This is a genomic window from Shewanella sp. M16 (genome assembly GCF_018224605.1).
In the GTDB taxonomy this organism is placed as follows: Bacteria; Pseudomonadota; Gammaproteobacteria; order Enterobacterales; family Shewanellaceae; genus Shewanella; species Shewanella oncorhynchi.
Map to the genome: position 1 here is coordinate 50,867 of NZ_JAGTUL010000021.1, position 17,758 is coordinate 68,624.

Annotated in this window: 15 protein-coding genes and 1 pseudogene; 8 read left to right on the top strand and 8 right to left on the bottom strand. The window is 43.1% G+C overall.

The features are described 5' to 3' along the window. Positions 1–35 precede the first annotated feature (35 nt). The 6 genes from panB to KFE26_RS14855 all read left to right on the top strand — a co-directional run bounded on the left by panB (position 36) and on the right by KFE26_RS14855 (position 6,564). The gene (gene panB, locus KFE26_RS14830) at positions 36–878 is read left to right on the top strand and encodes a 3-methyl-2-oxobutanoate hydroxymethyltransferase (RefSeq protein WP_212600861.1); all 843 of its coding nucleotides are present in this window, start codon (positions 36–38) and stop codon (positions 876–878) included. Positions 879–1,014: 136 nt separating this feature from the next. Further along, the gene (locus KFE26_RS14835) at positions 1,015–2,139 is read left to right on the top strand and encodes a patatin-like phospholipase family protein (RefSeq protein WP_212600862.1); all 1,125 of its coding nucleotides are present in this window, start codon (positions 1,015–1,017) and stop codon (positions 2,137–2,139) included. Between the two features lie 194 nt (positions 2,140–2,333). Beyond that, positions 2,334–2,567 carry a hypothetical protein gene (locus KFE26_RS14840; RefSeq protein WP_212600863.1) on the top strand — a complete coding sequence of 78 codons (234 nt, stop codon included), beginning with the start codon at positions 2,334–2,336 and terminating at the stop codon, positions 2,565–2,567. A 145-nt stretch (positions 2,568–2,712) separates the two neighbouring features. Further along, positions 2,713–3,423, top strand: coding sequence for a YjbF family lipoprotein (locus KFE26_RS14845; RefSeq protein WP_212600864.1), 711 nt, complete (start codon positions 2,713–2,715; stop codon positions 3,421–3,423). Between the two features lie 10 nt (positions 3,424–3,433). Then, complete coding sequence (locus KFE26_RS14850) at positions 3,434–4,219, top strand: capsule biosynthesis GfcC family protein (protein ID WP_212600865.1); 786 nt, start codon at positions 3,434–3,436, stop codon at positions 4,217–4,219. Beyond that, positions 4,219–6,564, top strand: a complete 2,346-nt coding sequence (locus tag KFE26_RS14855) for a YjbH domain-containing protein (RefSeq protein ID WP_212600866.1) — start codon at positions 4,219–4,221, stop codon at positions 6,562–6,564. The genes KFE26_RS14850 and KFE26_RS14855 overlap by 1 nt, the downstream gene beginning before the upstream one ends. 108 nt (positions 6,565–6,672) lie before the next feature. On the opposite strand, the gene KFE26_RS14860 is transcribed toward KFE26_RS14855, so the two are convergent. The 5 genes from KFE26_RS14860 to KFE26_RS14880 form a co-directional block, all read right to left on the bottom strand. Then, the gene (locus KFE26_RS14860; RefSeq protein WP_212600867.1) at positions 6,673–7,767 is read right to left on the bottom strand and encodes an NADH:flavin oxidoreductase/NADH oxidase; all 1,095 of its coding nucleotides are present in this window, start codon (positions 7,765–7,767) and stop codon (positions 6,673–6,675) included. A gap of 33 nt (positions 7,768–7,800) precedes the next feature. After that, complete coding sequence (gene rfbC, locus KFE26_RS14865) at positions 7,801–8,340, bottom strand: dTDP-4-dehydrorhamnose 3,5-epimerase (protein ID WP_212600868.1); 540 nt, start codon at positions 8,338–8,340, stop codon at positions 7,801–7,803. Then, on the bottom strand, positions 8,330–9,217 hold the full coding sequence (gene rfbA, locus KFE26_RS14870) for a glucose-1-phosphate thymidylyltransferase RfbA (protein ID WP_212600869.1): 888 nt from the start codon (positions 9,215–9,217) through the stop codon (positions 8,330–8,332). The genes rfbC and rfbA overlap by 11 nt, the downstream gene beginning before the upstream one ends. A gap of 217 nt (positions 9,218–9,434) precedes the next feature. Next, positions 9,435–10,805 (bottom strand): GAF domain-containing sensor histidine kinase, encoded by a 1,371-nt coding sequence (locus tag KFE26_RS14875; RefSeq protein WP_212600870.1) that lies wholly within the window; start codon positions 10,803–10,805, stop codon positions 9,435–9,437. Beyond that, positions 10,802–12,343 (bottom strand): DUF3369 domain-containing protein, encoded by a 1,542-nt coding sequence (locus tag KFE26_RS14880; RefSeq protein WP_212600871.1) that lies wholly within the window; start codon positions 12,341–12,343, stop codon positions 10,802–10,804. The genes KFE26_RS14875 and KFE26_RS14880 overlap by 4 nt, the downstream gene beginning before the upstream one ends. A gap of 259 nt (positions 12,344–12,602) precedes the next feature. Here KFE26_RS14880 and KFE26_RS14885 point away from each other — a divergent pair, with 259 nt between their 5' ends. Both KFE26_RS14885 and KFE26_RS14890 read left to right on the top strand, forming a co-directional pair. Next, positions 12,603–13,055, top strand: coding sequence for a copper resistance protein NlpE (locus KFE26_RS14885; RefSeq protein WP_212600872.1), 453 nt, complete (start codon positions 12,603–12,605; stop codon positions 13,053–13,055). Positions 13,056–13,253: 198 nt separating this feature from the next. Beyond that, positions 13,254–13,961: a HutD family protein gene (locus KFE26_RS14890; protein ID WP_249195755.1), complete on the top strand. Its 708-nt coding sequence runs from the start codon at positions 13,254–13,256 to the stop codon at positions 13,959–13,961. Between the two features lie 26 nt (positions 13,962–13,987). On the opposite strand, the gene rfbB is transcribed toward KFE26_RS14890, so the two are convergent. The 3 genes and pseudogenes from rfbB to KFE26_RS14905 all read right to left on the bottom strand — a co-directional run bounded on the left by rfbB (position 13,988) and on the right by KFE26_RS14905 (position 17,748). Next, positions 13,988–15,019, bottom strand: a complete 1,032-nt coding sequence (rfbB, locus tag KFE26_RS14895) for a dTDP-glucose 4,6-dehydratase (RefSeq protein ID WP_212600873.1) — start codon at positions 15,017–15,019, stop codon at positions 13,988–13,990. Between the two features lie 130 nt (positions 15,020–15,149). Further along, a pseudogene (gene glmM, locus KFE26_RS14900) lies at positions 15,150–16,503 on the bottom strand (phosphoglucosamine mutase). A gap of 78 nt (positions 16,504–16,581) precedes the next feature. Next, positions 16,582–17,748, bottom strand: coding sequence for a nucleotide sugar dehydrogenase (locus KFE26_RS14905; RefSeq protein ID WP_212600874.1), 1,167 nt, complete (start codon positions 17,746–17,748; stop codon positions 16,582–16,584). Positions 17,749–17,758 lie beyond the last annotated feature (10 nt).

A 17,758-nucleotide genomic window follows, 5' to 3' on the forward strand; every position in this document is an offset into this window, starting at 1 on the left:
ACATGTCATATCAGACTGAATAAATTGGAGATGACATGAGTATCCACATGGATAAAAACCGCGTAACGCCCGTTACATTACAAAAAATGAAAGGTAAAACCCCCATAGTTGCTCTCACCGCCTATGAAAAGCCGATGGCAGAAATTATCGATCCCCATGTGGATATGATTATCGTCGGCGACTCCGTCGGCATGGTGGTTTATGGGCAAGACTCTACACTCGTGGTCACATTAGAAATGATGATTAATCATGGTCTTGCTGTCACTCGCGGCGCAGCACATGCCTGCGTTATTATCGATATGCCCTTTGGGAGTTATCAAGAATCGCCTCAGCAAGCCTTCAGACATGCCAGCCAAGTATTAATACGCACAGGCGCGCAGGCGGTAAAACTCGAGGGTGGCGCAGAGATGCTCGACACCACTCGTTTTTTAACCCAGCGAGGGATCCCTGTAATGCCACACATAGGATTAATGCCGCAACACGTGAATCAATTGGGTGGATTTAAAACCCAAGCAAGGGATGCTGCCGCCATCGAAGCCCTCGTTAGTTTAGCGAAAGACTTTGAGCAAGCAGGCGCTTTTAGCATACTGATTGAAGGCACATCCGAGCTCGCGGCGCGCACAGTGACGGCAGGAGTCTCAATCCCAGTCATAGGCATTGGCGCCTCACCCGCCTGCGATGGTCAAGTGCTCGTGACTGAGGATATCTTAGGCTTATTTTCTGACTACACGCCTAAATTTGCTAAACGCTATACAGACTTAGGACCATTGATCACTAAGGCCTGCGCACAATATGCCCAAGAAGTAAGAACGGGTGAATTTCCAACATCGGAGCATTGCTTTGGCCTCAGTAAAACGACCAAGGTTACAGCGGATTAATTGTCTAAAGCGAAATGTTCCAGCAATCGAATAAACGATAAATCGAAATTTACAACTAATTGAGTCTACCGACTTGCTTTTTATAGGGGGGCGTTGCTTTAATAAAACTATTAAAACAATAAATTGAGTCTGAAGATTGCCTACATCAACTGCATTAGTCTTAGGCGGTGGCGGCGCTAGGGCGGCCTACCAAGTCGGCGTGTTAAAAGCACTGGTCCAGCTTTATCCACGCAATCATGGTATTCCCTTTAAAATTATTTGCGGAACCTCTGCGGGTGCCATCAATGGCACCGCTATCGCTACCCATGCCTCTTGCTTTCACCTTGGTGTCAGAAAACTCGAATGGGTTTGGCGTCACTTTGAAACTCGAAAAGTCTACCGAGCTTCGATCACAGGCGTTCTCAGCCATCTAACGAAAATGGCCCTCAAAGGCATGCAAGATGATAAGGTCAATACCGATGCAGGCAGTCTGCTCGATAATGATCCGCTCAGAGGCTTACTCAATGAGCTAATCGACTTTAAACGTATCGACCGTAATATCCGTAATGGCTCACTGACCGCGCTGAGTGTGGATGCCTCTTGTTATAATAACTCTCGCTCAGTGACCTTTTTCCAAGCCGCGAAAGAAATCGAAAACTGGACCCGTGCCCGTCGCAGTGGCGAACGTATCATGCTCAATACCGAGCACCTACTCGCCAGTTCGGCAATCCCTATGGTATTTCCATCCATTAAACTCAACCAAGCCTATTATGGTGATGGTTCAGTCCATCAGCTAGCACCGCTCTCAAGCCCTATTCATTTAGGCGCCGAAAAACTCTTAGTCATTAACTTAGAGAGCCCGCACAAGCACTTTCCTATGGAACTAGAATATCACCCAAAAACAGCGACCATAGCAGGTCATCTGCTCGATACCATCTTTTCAGATACCTTAAATAGCGACCTTGAGAGACTAGAAAGGATCAATAACACTTTAAGCCTGATCCCTGAGTCAAGCCGTAACAAACTCGCCTTGCATCCAATTAAAGCCCTAGTCATCAAACCTAGCGAAGATCTCAGCAAAATTGCTGCCCGCTTCTATGACGACATGCCATGGGCCGTTAAAACCTTACTCGGCTTCATTGGTATAGACAGGCAATCAGACTCAAGTATTGTGTCCTACCTACTCTTCGAAAAAACATATACCAGCGCTTTAATCGACTTAGGCTATAAAGATGCCATGGAAAATATCGATGAACTTAAAGATTTCTTTTGTTTAAAATAAGCTAACGACTTAATCAGTTTCTTCACTAAAAATCATGCAAAATGGATAGATATAGCTTGAATATTAGTGCCGAAATTCAAACTTTCGCATGAGCAAGAAGATGGATTTAACATTGATAATTTTGTTTGCATCGCTTACTATGCTGTACTAGATTATCAAAAAATCATGCACATTTTTTCAAAAAGGGAATCACGATGAAAAAAACTTCACTAGCACTTATCGTTGCAATGACAGCATTCAGCTCTATGGCTGCAAATGCAGTTGAAGGCAAAGCAGCAGGCACTAACGCTGCAGCTAACAGCACTGGTTTAATCGTTGCTGGTTCTGTTGCTGCTGGTGCTGCGATTGCCGGTGCTGTTGCAATCTCTAACAGCTCTGATGGCAACCCAATCACGAGTACAGGTACTAACACTGGTACTGGCAACTAATCAGTCTGATATAGCTATCAAACAACCGCCTACTGGCGGTTGTTTTTTTTGTTTCTCTAGAGAGTAGGAATTGCTCCATTTCTTGAAATAAGACTCACCTCTCTCTACATTTGATATTTATGACTATTGAGAATAAGCAACTCGGATGCGTATAAATAAAAAACTACTATCACTACTCACAGCCTCCATTGCATTAATGGGAATTTCTGGCTGTAGTCAACGAATTAGCGCCCTCAACGATACGATGAAATTGGCTTTCGTTGGAGATAGCGATGTTAAGCTCACAACCGAGCAAGTGAAAGCTAATCCCTATGCCAGCATTTATGTCAAGATTGATGACACCCCCCAAGCATTTGTTGTTTTAGCCTTTGCGGAACCGAGACAAACTCTCACCCCAGTCAGACCCGTACCGGAAGTAATTGAGCTAAAATGGCTCTCCGCGGATAACGCTATGTTAGTGACAGTGAACGGACGTTTAGTAAAAACTCAAAGTCTACTTACTGGCAATTTAGCCGCAATAGAAAGCTCTGAACCCGATCCTATTCTCTTAGGTTTGCATTTAAGCAGTACCCCTAAAACTTGGACTCGAACTATTGATTGGCAGCCAGGATACCATTATGGATATAAAATTAACTCGCAGTTTGCTTTTATTGCCGAGGAAGAGATACTCATCAACGATGCGCCAACCCAAGCACTGCATTACAGTGAGCTAGTATCAGTGGAAGGCCTGAATATCCAGTATCAAAATGAATTTTGGTTAAAGCCAGATAATGGACACGTCATTAAAAGTCGCCAGAAGATAGCACCAAATCTACCTTTTATTGATATCACTTTACTTAAGCCATTTGCATCCTAGTGGAACCATTATGAGATATTACATAGCACCATTGGCACTTGTACTTAGTTCGGTATTAACGACAACTGTTCAAGCTGAAACTCAGCTATTCATCAGCACATCAATAAATCAAGATGCTCAGGTTCAACTGAACTATCCTGCAGCAGTGCGTATTGAGCAAATAGTGCAAGATGGATTAGTCCAACTTCCAAAATATAATAAAACCAATCAAAATGAAGTCGTGCCTATTTATTGGTTAGGTGTGGCATTACTCGATATTGAGAATACCGCCGTATTAGAGACTAAACGCCAGCAAGTCTTAACCCTACTATCCAAAATGGGCGAAGTTAAAGACGACAGTGCTTACATCGCCAAGCTAGCTAAACTTGCACAATTCATTCGCAACTTAAAACTTGGACAACGTGTAATACAACCACTGGATGTTGATGTTATTCGAATTAATGATTCGTATAACACGCTGATTAATGGTCGTTTTCTATTAGTTTTACCACCTCGCCCAACAACCGTCACTGTACTTGGTGCTGTGGCTCAAACGGGGAGTTTTACATGGCAGAATCAACTAAGTAGCAAAGATTACCTCAAGCAAGCAGGCATACTAGATAATGCTGAAACTAGTTTTATATGGATAATTCAACCCGATGGACAGGCAATAAAACAACCTATCGCCTATTGGAACCATCAGACTCAGGATATTGCACCTGGGGCAACACTTTACGTTGAGTTTTCAAGCGGCTTTGGTGACGACACGAGTTTGAATGAAAACATAATTGAATTACTCAGGAATCGGGCTCTGTAATGAAAAACTCTCTCCATTCTTTAGGTCGTCTATCCGCACTATCTTTGGCACTTTTGCCACTATTACATGCGACTGCCGATGAATTTTCCTATCCCACACTCTTAGCCTCGCAATCAGATTTTGGCGGTGTTGGTTTAATGCAGATGCCAACGGGGCGTATGGCATCTGAAGGCGAGTTTAATTTTGCCACTAGCTATAACGACGAATACCAACACTTTACAGCCTCTGTACAACTTTTCCCTTGGTTTGAAACGACGGTACGTTATACTCAAGTGCAAGATTTACTCTATAGTAACGATCCTAGCTTTAGTGGAAATTCTAAGCTAACAGATAAAGGTATAGACTTTAAAGTCCGGTTGCTTGAAGAAACTAACTGGCTTCCAGAAACGTCTATAGGTGTGCGTGACTTTGGTGGTACTGGATTATTTGATGGTGAGTTTATTGCAGCCACTAAACGAGTTGGGCCGTTAGATTTCACCTTAGGTATTGGCTGGGGATATATCGGTAATAGCGGCAACCTGACATCGGATAAAAAAGATCTCAACTATAACTGCGATCGAGATACGTCCTATGGTGGTAAAGGTGGCACAGTTGATTATCAACGTTGGTTTAAAGGTTGTGCGGCCCTCTTCGGCGGTGTCGAATATCAAACGCCTTGGGACCCACTACGCGTCAAAGTCGAATACGATGGTAACGACTACCAATCCGATTTTCCAGTTGTTCGCGGCGGTATTGCTATGCCACAGGACAGCAAATTTAACTATGGCCTATTATATCGGTTCGGAGACTGGGGAGACCTGCATTTAAGCTATGAGCGCGGAAACACTTGGACGCTTGGTTTTAGCCTACAAACGAATTTTAATGAGTTAACACAGATTAAACGCGATCCTGCTGCAGCGAAATATAAGCCAATTCCTGCGGCACCGTTAACACATGCGCAAACAACCAATACGCCATTAGATAGTGTTAATTCTTCAGAACAAACGCCTGCAATAGCCAGCGCCACCATAGATACCACAACAGAAATCGCAGACGTTCATTTAATACAGCCACAAGAGGGCATGTTAGAAACAGCAATTAACTGGTCGAAAGTAGCACAGGATCTACAATCCATTGCGGGCTATAACAATCCTAAAATTTACCTCGACTCTGACAGCATCACTGTCGTTGGTGAGCAAACTAAGTTTCGAGATAGAAATGAAGCCCATCAAAGGGCGGCAACCATACTCGCCAACAATAGCGATCTAACTCGAATCAAAGAGTATCGCTTGATTGAAACTCACTATAGCCAACCAATTATCGAAACTCGTATTGATGCGGAAAAATTTGCGCAAGTAGCAAGTTTTGGCTATCTGAATGCGAAGATTACAGACGCAAGTCAAGTCAGTGTCCCTTCATTACCTCAAGGCCAACTAGTCACACACTCAGACAAAAATTGGTTAGACAAGCTTGGCTTTGATATTTCACCAACTATGGTGCAATCCTTCGGTGGTTCGGAAGGCTTCTACATGTTTAATATCGGTGTTACAGGTAGTGCCAACTATCGATTTACCGATAACTTCGAATTTGGCGGTTCTCTCTACCTTAATTTATACGATAACTACGATAAGTTTTTATATGACGTGCCACCAGACGGCACCGACTTAAAACGAGTAAGAACCTTAATCCGCCAATATGTTCACGATAACCCAGTGAGAGTTAATAATCTGCAACTCACTTGGATGGACAATCTTAGCGATAATATTTCCTATCAAGCCTATGGTGGCTATTTAGAGATGATGTATGGCGGTGTTGGTACTGAGTTTCTATATCGCCCACTTAATAGTCAGTGGGCCTTTGGGTTCGATGTTAACTATGCTAAACAGCGAGATCCCGATAGCATGTTTGGGTTCTTTAAGGATGAAAATCAATTTGACCCTCTCACCAATCGTGCCTATCGAGTTCAGACTGGCGTAGTGACTGGACATGCAACTGCTTATTACCAACCGGAGTGGTTTCCTAACACCTTACTCAGAGTCAGTGCTGGACAATATCTCACCGAAGATAAAGGCGTGACGGTTGATTTCTCTAAACAGTTTGATAGTGGTGTTATCGTCGGCGCATTTGCGACTAAAACTAATCTATCGGCAGATGAATACGGTGAGGGAAGCTTTACCAAGGGATTCTATATTTCAATCCCATTCGATCTAATGACGGTTAAGTCTACCCATAGTCGTGCTTTCCTATCATGGATGCCGTTGACCCGCGACGGCGGTCAAATGCTTGGCCGTAAGTACAACTTGTTTGATGTAACTGATGCACGTGCGCTTTGGTATACCAGACCCAGTGTTGACCCCATTAAATAATTAGTACGCAGTAAAACCTCAAAACGGGCAAGATAATTCTTGCCCGTTTTGTTTTCTGCTATTAGGACTAACTTACAATAGTAAAATCTGCACTGCCAAATTAGCTCATTACTTTATTGGCGATTTAATCCCATGTGGCGATGAACGTAAGTACTGTGGCGGCGCTTTCACAGTTGCACCTAATATTGCTGCCGCATGCCAAGGCCAATGTGGGTCATAGAGCATAGTGCGAGCAAGTGCAATAGCATCAGCCTGCCCGTGTGCCAGAATCGTTTCTGCTTTATTGGCATCCTTAATTAATCCCACGGCAATCACAGGTGTGTTTACCTCAGCTTTAATGGCTTCGGCAAAAGGCACTTGAAAGTGTTCTGCAACAGGAATTTGTTGTAATGGACTTAACCCACCAGTACTGACATGGATAAAATCACAGCCTCGGGCCTCTAATGCTTTTGCCAATACTAGGCTTTGGGTTAAATCCCAACCGCCATCAACCCAATCAGCCGCTGATATCCGCACACCGAGTGCCATCTTAGGCGATATCACTGCTTTAATTGCATCGAACACGGCCAACAATAAGCTCAAACGATTTTCTAAACTGCCACCATATTGGTCAATGCGTTGATTCGATAATGGGGATAAAAATTGATGAAGTAAATAACCGTGAGCAGCATGGAGTTCAATCGCATCAAGCCCTAATCGTTCGGCACGTTGCGCCGAACTGACAAATGCCAATATAAGCTCATCAATTTCATCCAATGTCATCGCTCTCGGTAATGCTGTGCCTTCGTTAAAAGCCTGCGCGGAAGGCGCTATCGTCTGCCAACCATTATGTTCATCGGGTGCAATAGTGCCGCCACCTTCCCAAGGTTTTCGAGTTGATGCTTTACGCCCCGCATGGGCGAGTTGTATCGCCATTGGCATACTTGAATACTTGCGAATAGATTTGAGGGTTTTATCTAAAGCAACCTCCGTTTTGTCATCCCATAGGCCTAAATCTGCATAGGAAATTCGGCCATTGGGCAGAACAGCGGTAGCCTCTAAAATGAGCATTCCCGCACCCGATAACGCCATGCTCCCTAAATGAATCGTATGCCAATCGGTTGCTTGGCCGTTTTCTGCCGAATACTGACACATAGGCGCGATGATAATGCGGTTAGCTAACTCGAGTTGACCTAAGGTTAAAGGCGAAAATAATAAACTCATTGTCGTTCCTTTTAATACAAGCAGTGATTGGCTTTATAAGGGTGTGCTGGCGATGCTATCTCTGGTGGATAAAATCGGTGCGGCAATTAATGGCCAATCAATGGCAAACTCAGCACTGTTCCAAGCTAAAACGCTTTCATCTTCAGAATCATAATATTGGGTACATTGATAAATAACATCGGCATAATCACTAAGAACATAAAAACCGTGCGCAAAGCCCGGCGGGATCCACATTTGCAGATGATTCTCTGCCGATAGCACTCGCCCAACCCATTTTCCATAGGTAGCCGAGTCAACCCGAATATCGACGGCAACATCAAAAATGCTCCCTGCACAGACCCGTACCAATTTACCTTGTGGCTTACGCTGTTGAAAATGCAATCCACGTAACACATTGTGTTGCGAACGACTCTGGTTTTCCTGCACAAATACGGGAGGCTCAAGTCCTCTTGCAGTAAAACAAGCATCAAAATAGGATTGCCTGAACGTTTCCTTAAAAAAACCACGCTCATCACCAAATACTTGAGGTTCAAACACCAATACTTCGGCTAATTCAGTTTCATTACATTTCATCAAATACCTGCTTATCGAGTAAACCGAGCAAATACTCACCATAGCCACTCTTGAGTAAAGGCTGAGCCAATTGCGCTAACTGCTGCCCATTGATCCAACCGCAGCGAAATGCAATCTCTTCAGGACAATTGATTTTTAGCCCTTGTCGTTTCTCAATGGCAGCAACAAATTGTGTCGCCTCGGCCATGGCATCAGGCGTACCAGTATCTAACCAAGCCGTCCCACGCCCTAGAATATCGACCCGTAACTCTCCCAAAGCTAAGTAACGAGTGATAACATCGACAATCTCTAACTCGCCCCTTGCCGAAGGTAAAACCGTTTTTGCAAATGTTGCAGCTCTGCCGTCAAAAAAGTACAAGCCAGGCATAGCGTAACGTGAACGAGGCTGCAGAGGTTTCTCTTCGATAGAAAGCACTTTACCCGTGTCATCGAACTCAACAACACCATAAGCGTTAGGGTTCGCCACATGGTAACCAAAAACGGTCGCCCCAGATTGGCCTTGCCAAGCATGTTGCAAATTTACCGTTAAGTGCTGACCATAGAATAGGTTATCCCCTAGAATAAGCGCACAGGCATCACCCGCTAAAAATGGCTCGGCGATAATGAGTGCTTCAGCCAATCCCTTCGGAGAGGCTTGTTCGGCATATTGCAGCTTAAGTCCCCAATGACTACCATCACCGAGTAATGCATAAAACAGTGGTAAATCGTGGGGAGTACAAATGATCAAAATATGCCGTATATCAGCCTGCATCAGGGTGACAAGTGGGTAATAAATCATTGGTTTATCATAAATGGGCAGTAATTGCTTACAGACAACCTGCGTCATAGGATAAAGACGCGAGCCAGTACCGCCCGCCAGTAAAATGCCTTTTCTCATTGAAATATTTAGGATTGATAAGCCATGTTGAAGTGCCAAGATTGTAGCATACAAAATGTCGCGAGCAGGAAGAACAGATAACAGGGCTGTTGGCTGTTAATGCAAGAAAAATAACGCTACAGAATAGTAAACCGCAAAAGCTAAATACCATTTTGGCTCAGTAAGATTTAAATTCGTCTTTTACTTTATGTAACATATAAGAAGACACTAACCTATCTCAACCCTTACTACTTTCAGGGATCAGCATCTCAATACGTAACCCCTGATTAGGCGCTGAGAAGAGTGACACATTACCATTCAGTTTTTGTGTGATCAGATTATAAATAATCGACATCCCCAAACCTGTTCCGCCACTCTGCCTTGCAGTGGTAAAAAAGGGCTCGAATGCTTTGGCTTTCACTTCATCGGACATACCTACGCCATTATCTTCATAAATCATCTTGATCTGCGAAGCCACTTTTTCAACCACTATCACAATTTGCTTATCACCGACAAAATCATCGGGAAAAGCATGGCGAAAACTGTTCGCGACTAAGTTAGTGAAAATTTGTGCAATCGCACCGGGGTAAGAATCAATAAAAATATTATCGTCAAGTTCGACTTTTAAAGTGATATTTTTCTTACGCATCAAGGGTTTTAATGAACTAAATATTTGAAAAATATAATTCTTCAAATTAAAGCGCTCGCGTTCCAGTATCGATTGATCTGCAGCAGTACGCTTAAAGTTATGCACCAGTTCTGCTGCACGGGAAAGATTACGTTCAATTAAGCATAAACCATCCTGCATTGTATTGATAAAGCTGACAAATTTATCCTCATCAAGCTCGTTTTTCTCAAAGAGTCCTTTCAATAGGGATAACTCATCCAAACAATGGGTCACGGATGTGACAGCTATGCCAAGGGGGGTGTTCACTTCATGGGCAACACCGGCGACTAAGCTGCCTAAGGCCGCCATTTTTTCATTTTCAATTAAGTGCTTTTGGGTTGATTTTAAAGTCGATAATGCCGTTTCAAGCTCTGCGGTGCGCAGCTCAACTTGATGCTCAAGATCGGTATTAATGAGCTTGAGCTGTTGTTGATATTCAATGATCTCTTTAGCACTCATGGCTCGACCAAAAAGGTCGGCGAGTGCCGAGGCAAAAGCCTTCTCATCCCGAGTCCATTCCCTCGCCTCGCCCTGATGTTCAGAACAAATAATCCCCACCATTTTTCCGTGGTGACGAATAGGACTATCCAACAAAGAGCTGATCTGATTCGGTTTCAGATAGGTTTCGACAAATTCTTTAGTGGCGGGATCCGTTTGCGCCTTATTGGCGACAATTGTGCGCTCATTGTCGAGCAGGCTAAAGTAATAGGGAAACTGTGCGCGAGTGAGCACTAACGCTTCTTGTGGCTGCTGATTGTCGAGTGAATAATAACAAGCGATGCTCTGATTATCCGGACTCAACAACCAAATGCCCGCCCGAGAGATCAGTAATCCCTTACAAATTGAGCTCACGATAAGTTGTGATGCTTGAATGAGATCACCCTCATCAATAACCTGAGACTTACTGACATCAAATAAAATTCGATCAAGCATTCGGGTCATAGTGGCTCATCCGGAATATGGATATGTAGGGAGGCAAACACATCTAACAAATCAAGGCTGGCTTCACATAACACGGGATCAAACTGTTTACCCGATTGCGCTAAGACATACTCGCGCACCGCCTCAACAGACCAAGCCTCTTTGTAACTTCGTTTGGAAAGCAAAGCATCAATCACATCGACAATCGCCATGAGGCGGCCTTCAATCGGAATGTCTTCCTGCGATAGCCCGCGGGGATAACCTTGCCCATCCCAACGTTCATGGTGAGTATAAGCAATTCTAGCGCCCATTTTGGCAATGATACGATTTGAGCCAACCAACAGGTTATAACCCTTCTCTGCGTGGGTTTGCATAATAGCCCATTCCTCGGCATCGAGTTTACCGGGCTTATGCAAAATACTCTCAGGGATACCGATTTTGCCTACATCATGAAGAGGCGCCGCATAACGAATAGTTTCGATAAAGTCTGCCTTCATACCAATGGCAATCGCGAGCATTTCTGTCATGCGCGCTACGCGGCGCACATGTGCTCCAGTCTCCTTACTGCGCTGCTCAATCGCATCTCCAATGATTAAAATTAGCTCCCTTTGTGTCTGCTGCACATTTTCGCGGCCCGATAAGTTCTCAAAGGTTAAGCTCACATTTGCCGCAAATAGCTCAAGAATGCTGACTTGAAAATCCGTTAACTTAGTGTTGTGTTGTAAATAGAGAATACTGGTAACATGACCACTAAGCTCATAAAATCCAACATAAATATTGTCACGGATCAGCGACGTTTTTAGCGCTATCGCTTCAATAATATGTTCCCGCACATCCCCTGGCAGAGTCTCAACGCTTCCACCTTCAAAGTAACTGATCATATCTCCCGTGGCGGCCAGCAGATTCATTTGAGTATCGAGGTAAAGGTCTTGATGATAACTCGTGAGATAAAGAGCCGAGCTTTCAAGATTGAGCAGTTGCAAGGTCTGTTCGAGCACTGCACTACCAAAGTTATGCAATGTATGGCTCTTAAGTACAGAGGTGGAAGCAGCAATCACTTTTTCCATCCCCTTTTGACTTTGCTCGATAATTTTTATATCGCGATAGGAGCGCAATGAGGTGTACACACAAGACTTAAGCCGAGCCGCGGTGAGCTCTGTTTTAGCTTTATAATCGTTAATGTCAAAATCCCGAATAACTTGCTCTTCAGGTGCTTGCCCCGGCTGACCCGTACGCAAAATAATGCGGGTACTGTGGTTATTTAATTCAGTGCGAATTTTTTGTACTAGCTCTAAACCTGCATGATCCGTTTCCATGACGACATCAATAAAGGCCAAGGCGATATCTGATTCAGTTTGAAATAATCTTAAACCTTCAGCAGCGCTGTAACAGGAGTAGAACTGCAAGACTCGATTATCTAAGGTCAGATTTTTTAACGCAAATCGAGTGACATCATGGATCCCAGGTTCATCATCAATAATGGCCACCTTCCAAATGCCTTGTTTAGGCTTATGGGATGTATCTTCGATAACATCAGCACTTTTCTTAAATAACGCCACAAAACCACCGTTTACGATGAATAGTTACGTTTTAGTATAGATTCAATCTTGAAAGTGACTAGTTTCAAAGGATAAATTATCATCCCTTTGATTACCGCTTAGGACTAACAACTAACATACTGGCCACTTAAAATCCACACAAAAACAACTTAAGTTATTGTTATAAAAATAGAAATAGCAAAAGTTAGCCTAACCTAGTCTTGGCGGGTATGATGAGTGCACTTAATGCATAATTCCCAAAATTTCTATTGGAGCTACTATGAAAAAATCACTATGTTACATCGCACTGCTGGCTTTATTCACCACGGCTTGCTCAGAAGCCCCAAAAGAAGAAACGGCAGTCAATACAGCCCAAGCTCAAACAGAAGCGGCAAAATCCGTCCCAGTAGGTGATACCAGCCAGAACTCGCTCGATTGGGCAGGTAGTTATGAAGGCGTATTGCCTTGCGCCAGTTGTGAAGGAATGCAAACCCTAATCACTTTGCAAGCTGATAATAGCTTTGTTCAAGAAACAGTTTATTTAGGTAAAGATGAAAAGATTTTAAAACTGATGGGCAAAGTGACATGGGACGAACTGGGCCAGAAAATCATCCTAGAAGATGGTACACAATATTTGGTCGGTGAAAATCAGTTGATCATGTTAGACACTGAAGGCAAACGGATCACCGGCGAACTTGCTGCAAATTATGTGTTGAAAAAGAAAGGTCTATAAAAGCAGAGCCGGCAGCTAGCACTAAACTGCGGTACTAGATTATGAATAACGGAGGCTTTGCACTTACCGTAAGAGCAAAGCCTCCGTACCGTTATCCATAAGTCACGCAGAAATGTTCTGCAATCGCAAAGCCATGCTTTAGAAGTTGTGAAGCGAAGAAAAGCGAAACAAACCTTCTTAAACAATAAAGAGGCTATTTTGAATAACAGCATACAACTGATCCGCTATCAAGATTGCCCATCAACGCCATGGAAAAATGGTGGTGGAAGCACAAAACAGCTACTCATTTCCCCCATCAATGCCGAACTTACTGAATTTGATTATCGGATCAGCATTGCAAGTATTAGCAGCAACGGACCTTTCTCATCATTTATCGACATAGACAGGCAACTGCTCATTCTGGAAGGTGATGGTGTTGAACTCAGCATCAATAGTCATGAAGGGACAAAACAGATAAATGGCCTTGGAGCTGGAGAAAATATATCAGGAAATACAAATACAACTGAATATAAGCGACTCACGCCAGCTGATAGCCCATTCTGCTTTGCTGGTGAAACCTCAATAACAAGTCAATTATTAGGCAGTGATGTTATTGATTTCAATGTCATGACCAAACGCGGCGCATTTAAAGCGCATACGCAAAGGCTTAGCTTTGATGACATATTTATCGAAGAACAGATTGCAGCCTCAAACAACTATCCAAATGAACTGCAAAAAACTGAAGCTTACGTCCCTATCATCCAAATACTTTGCTGCTTAGATACCATGACATGGGAGCATAATGGCAAGCTTATCAAGATCATGCCCTATGATATTCTCGTTTTCCAACAAGGCGATGGTATAAGGTTAAAATCAACAAGACCAAGTCGACTACTTAAAGTCTCTATTACTGCCTGTCCCCTATAACAGTATTTACAGGTTAATCTCCAATATTACTCAATTGGCGCGTTAAAATACCGAGCCACTATCCACTCGACAGTTTTTCTGAGCCCAGAATCGAAGGACTCTAATGGTTGCCAACCAAGTTCTCGCAGGATCTTGCTCGCATCAATGGCATAACGCACATCATGCCCAGGTCTGTCTGTAACATGTTCTATCAAACCTCGAAAACCAATACCATTAATAACAAAAGCTTGTGGATGAGTAGGTACTAACTCTTCGAGTAAATCGCAAATTTGGTAAACAACCGCTAGATTGCTACGCTCATTAGCCCCTCCAATATTATAGGTCTCCCCGACTCTGCCCTGTGTTATAACAAGAAACAAGGCACGCACATGATCATCTACATATAACCAATCGCGCACTTGTTGACCATTACCATAGACAGGTAACGGTTTTCCGGCCAATGCATTATTGACCATCAAAGGGATCAATTTTTCAGGGTATTGAAAAGGCCCATAATTATTGGAGCAGTTAGTGATAACTATCGGTAAACCGTAGGTGCGATGCCATGCCCGAACAAGATGATCCGCCGATGCCTTGCTGGCTGAGTAAGGAGAGCTAGGATCATAGGCTGTAGTCTCAGAAAACAATCCTGTAGCCCCTAATGAACCGTAAACCTCGTCGGTAGAAATATGATGGAATCTAAAAACTTTTTGCTTATCCGCATTCAAACTTTGGAAATAGCAGCGGCACGCCTCAAGCAATGTATAAGTTCCCACTATATTGGTTTGGATAAATTCAGCAGGCCCATCAATTGAGCGGTCAACATGGCTTTCGGCCGCAAAATGCATCACCACATCTGGCCGATAATCCTGAAATACGGCATCTAATTTCACTCTATCGCAAATATCAGCCTGAATAAAATGATAGCGCTCACTATTGGCAATAGAGGCTAAGGACTCAAGATCACTGGCATAGGTCAACTTATCAAAATTGATCACGACGCACGTCATTTGCCCTATTAGCATACGGACCAAGGCAGAACCGATAAAGCCAGCTCCTCCCGTAATCAGTATTCGCATATCACTCACCCAAAAAAGTAAAAGGTTAGAAAACAAAAAGCCAGAAAGTATACAACTTTCTGGCTTGAAAATTCAGCATATTAAGATCTGAATGGGCACTTAGCGCCATTAGGCTTTACAGATTCCAGATCTAAGTAGCTCGGACCGCATCCGCAATATATTCTGCTTGAGCCTGCGTCATAATCTTATCGGTAGATTCGACCATTACGCGAATAAGCGGCTCTGTACCGGATTTGCGCAACAATACACGCCCTTGGTCACCTAAGATCCCTTCGGCTTTAATCACAGCTTGCTGTACGCTGCTTGTCGCTAAAATGCTGTCAGCATCAGCCGTGGCCAAACGCACATTAATTAACACTTGAGGAAGTTTAGTCATGCCAGCTTTAATATCAGACAAACTCTTCTGGGACTCTAATACAGCTTTAAGTACCTGTAAGGATGCAACAATTCCATCACCCGTTGAAGCATACTGCAAACTCAATATATGTCCTGAACCTTCACCGCCAAGTTGCCAGCCAGTCGCTTTAAGCTGTTCAACCACATAGCGGTCGCCTACTTTTGCGCGAACAAAAGGGATATTCATCTGCTTAAGCGCAAGCTCTAAGCCAAGATTTGACATTAAGGTACCAACCACGCCACCAGTCATTTCACCTTTGCTGTGGGCGGCCTGGGCAAGGATGAATAAAATCTCATCACCATCAACCACATGACCATTATGGTCAACAAACATGACACGGTCAGCATCACCATCAAGCGCAATACCTAGATCAGCTTCATGTAGCATAACAGCTGTTTGCAAACTGTCTAAATACGTAGCCCCACAGTGATCATTAATATTCACCCCATTAGGCTTATCATTGATGCTAATCACTTCAGCACCGAGTTCACGGTAAACATTGGGCGCGATATGATACGCGGCGCCATGGGCGCTATCGACGACAATCTTCAATCCTGCTAAAGATAAATGATTAGGGAATGTACCCTTACAGAACTCAATATAACGACCTGCTGCATCATCAATACGGCGCACTTTACCCAGCTTCTCAGAGGCAACACACTGCATTGCATTCTGGTTAAGCGCCTTTTCTAACAAGGCTTCGATTTCAAGTTCTTGGGCATCATTTAACTTAGTGCCTGAATTAGAAAAGAACTTAATGCCATTATCATAAAATGGATTATGTGAAGCACTGATCACCACCCCTGCGTCAGCACGGAATATTGAGGCCAAATAGGCAACCGCAGGTGTGGGCATAGGGCCAATAAGTGCAACATTCACGCCTGCCGCAGAAAACCCCGATTCCATTGCCGACTCAAGCATATAACCACTGCTACGGGTATCTTTTACCAATCAGCACTTCTTTCGTTCCGCTAGATGCCAGCACAGTACCCACTGCCCAACCTAACTTCATGGCAAAATCAGGGGTAATAGGAAATTTTCCCACTTTGCCACGCACACCATCGGTACCAAAATACTTCCTAGACATACTGCATCCTTAAAAACAGCTATAGACGAAAAAACCGAATATACATTCGGTTTTTTCAATCGTTCGATGTCATTAAACTCAATCACTACCAAATAAGTCGCGGGTGTAAACCTTACTAGCAACGTCTACAAGCTCTTTTGCCATACGATTAGATACTATCACATCGGAATAAGCTTTAAATTCGGCAAGATCAGCTACCACTCGTGAGTGGAAAAACTCCTTATCTTTTAGCACTGGTTCATAAACGATGACCTCAATGCCTTTGGCCTTAAGTCGTTTCATAATCCCTTGAATACTTGAGGCCCGGAAGTTATCAGAGCCAGACTTCATAATAAGGCGATAAATACCCACTACCTTAGGATCACGACTTAATATAGAATCAGCAACAAAATCTTTGCGAGTAGTATTTGACTCAACAATAGCACCAATAATACTGTTTGGTACATCTGCATAATTGGCACGCAGTTGCTTAGTATCTTTAGGTAGGCAATAACCACCATAACCGAAGGAAGGATTATTATAATGATTACCAATCCTTGGGTCCAAACAAACACCATCAATTATTTGCCGCGAGTTCAAATTATGAGTCTCAGCATATGTGTCTAATTCATTAAAATAAGCAACTCGCATAGCTAAATAGGTATTAGAGAATAATTTAACCGCTTCAGCCTCAGTCGAATCTGCAAATAGAACTTGAATATCTTTTTTAATAGCACCTTGCACTAATAAATTAGCAAAAACAGTTGCACGCTCGCTACGTTCGCCCACTATAATACGCGAAGGATGTAAGTTATCATAAAGAGCTTTACCTTCTCGTAAAAATTCAGGTGAAAAAATGATGTTATCACAGTCAAACCTTTGCTTCATTTTGGCTGTATATCCTACAGGCACGGTAGACTTTATTACCATTATAGCCTGTGGATTAATAGCTAATACATCTTGAATTACAGCTTCAACTGATGAAGTATCAAAATTATTAGTTTTAGCATCATAATCAGTTGGTGTAGCAATAATTACAAAATCAGCCCCCTTATATGCTAATACTTTATCAATAGTAGCAAGAAAGTTGAGTGATTTATTTATCAAAAAATCTGTAATTTCCGCATCTGCAATTGGAGATATGCAATCATTTAATAACTTAATTTTTTCTTCAATAATATCTACTGCAACAACCTCATTATATTGAGCCAATAACATTGAATTCGACAAACCAACATACCCTGTTCCCGCAACAGCAATTTTCATAAAAACCAAC

What these genes read in the sequence shown, in the direction of transcription:
- KFE26_RS14845 (WP_212600864.1), top strand. Translation starts at nt 2,713, where the DNA reads ATGCGTATAAATAAAAAACTACTATCACTACTCACAGCCTCCATTGCA.
- KFE26_RS14860 (WP_212600867.1), bottom strand. Translation starts at nt 7,767, where the DNA reads ATGAGTTTATTATTTTCGCCTTTAACCTTAGGTCAACTCGAGTTAGCT.
- KFE26_RS14875 (WP_212600870.1), bottom strand. Translation starts at nt 10,805, where the DNA reads ATGACCCGAATGCTTGATCGAATTTTATTTGATGTCAGTAAGTCTCAG.
- KFE26_RS14905 (WP_212600874.1), bottom strand. Translation starts at nt 17,748, where the DNA reads ATGAAAATTGCTGTTGCGGGAACAGGGTATGTTGGTTTGTCGAATTCA.
- KFE26_RS14850 (WP_212600865.1), top strand. Translation starts at nt 3,434, where the DNA reads ATGAGATATTACATAGCACCATTGGCACTTGTACTTAGTTCGGTATTA.
- panB (WP_212600861.1), top strand. Translation starts at nt 36, where the DNA reads ATGAGTATCCACATGGATAAAAACCGCGTAACGCCCGTTACATTACAA.
- rfbA (WP_212600869.1), bottom strand. Translation starts at nt 9,217, where the DNA reads ATGAGAAAAGGCATTTTACTGGCGGGCGGTACTGGCTCGCGTCTTTAT.
- KFE26_RS14840 (WP_212600863.1), top strand. Translation starts at nt 2,334, where the DNA reads ATGAAAAAAACTTCACTAGCACTTATCGTTGCAATGACAGCATTCAGC.
- KFE26_RS14885 (WP_212600872.1), top strand. Translation starts at nt 12,603, where the DNA reads ATGAAAAAATCACTATGTTACATCGCACTGCTGGCTTTATTCACCACG.
- rfbC (WP_212600868.1), bottom strand. Translation starts at nt 8,340, where the DNA reads ATGAAATGTAATGAAACTGAATTAGCCGAAGTATTGGTGTTTGAACCT.
- rfbB (WP_212600873.1), bottom strand. Translation starts at nt 15,019, where the DNA reads ATGCGAATACTGATTACGGGAGGAGCTGGCTTTATCGGTTCTGCCTTG.
- KFE26_RS14855 (WP_212600866.1), top strand. Translation starts at nt 4,219, where the DNA reads ATGAAAAACTCTCTCCATTCTTTAGGTCGTCTATCCGCACTATCTTTG.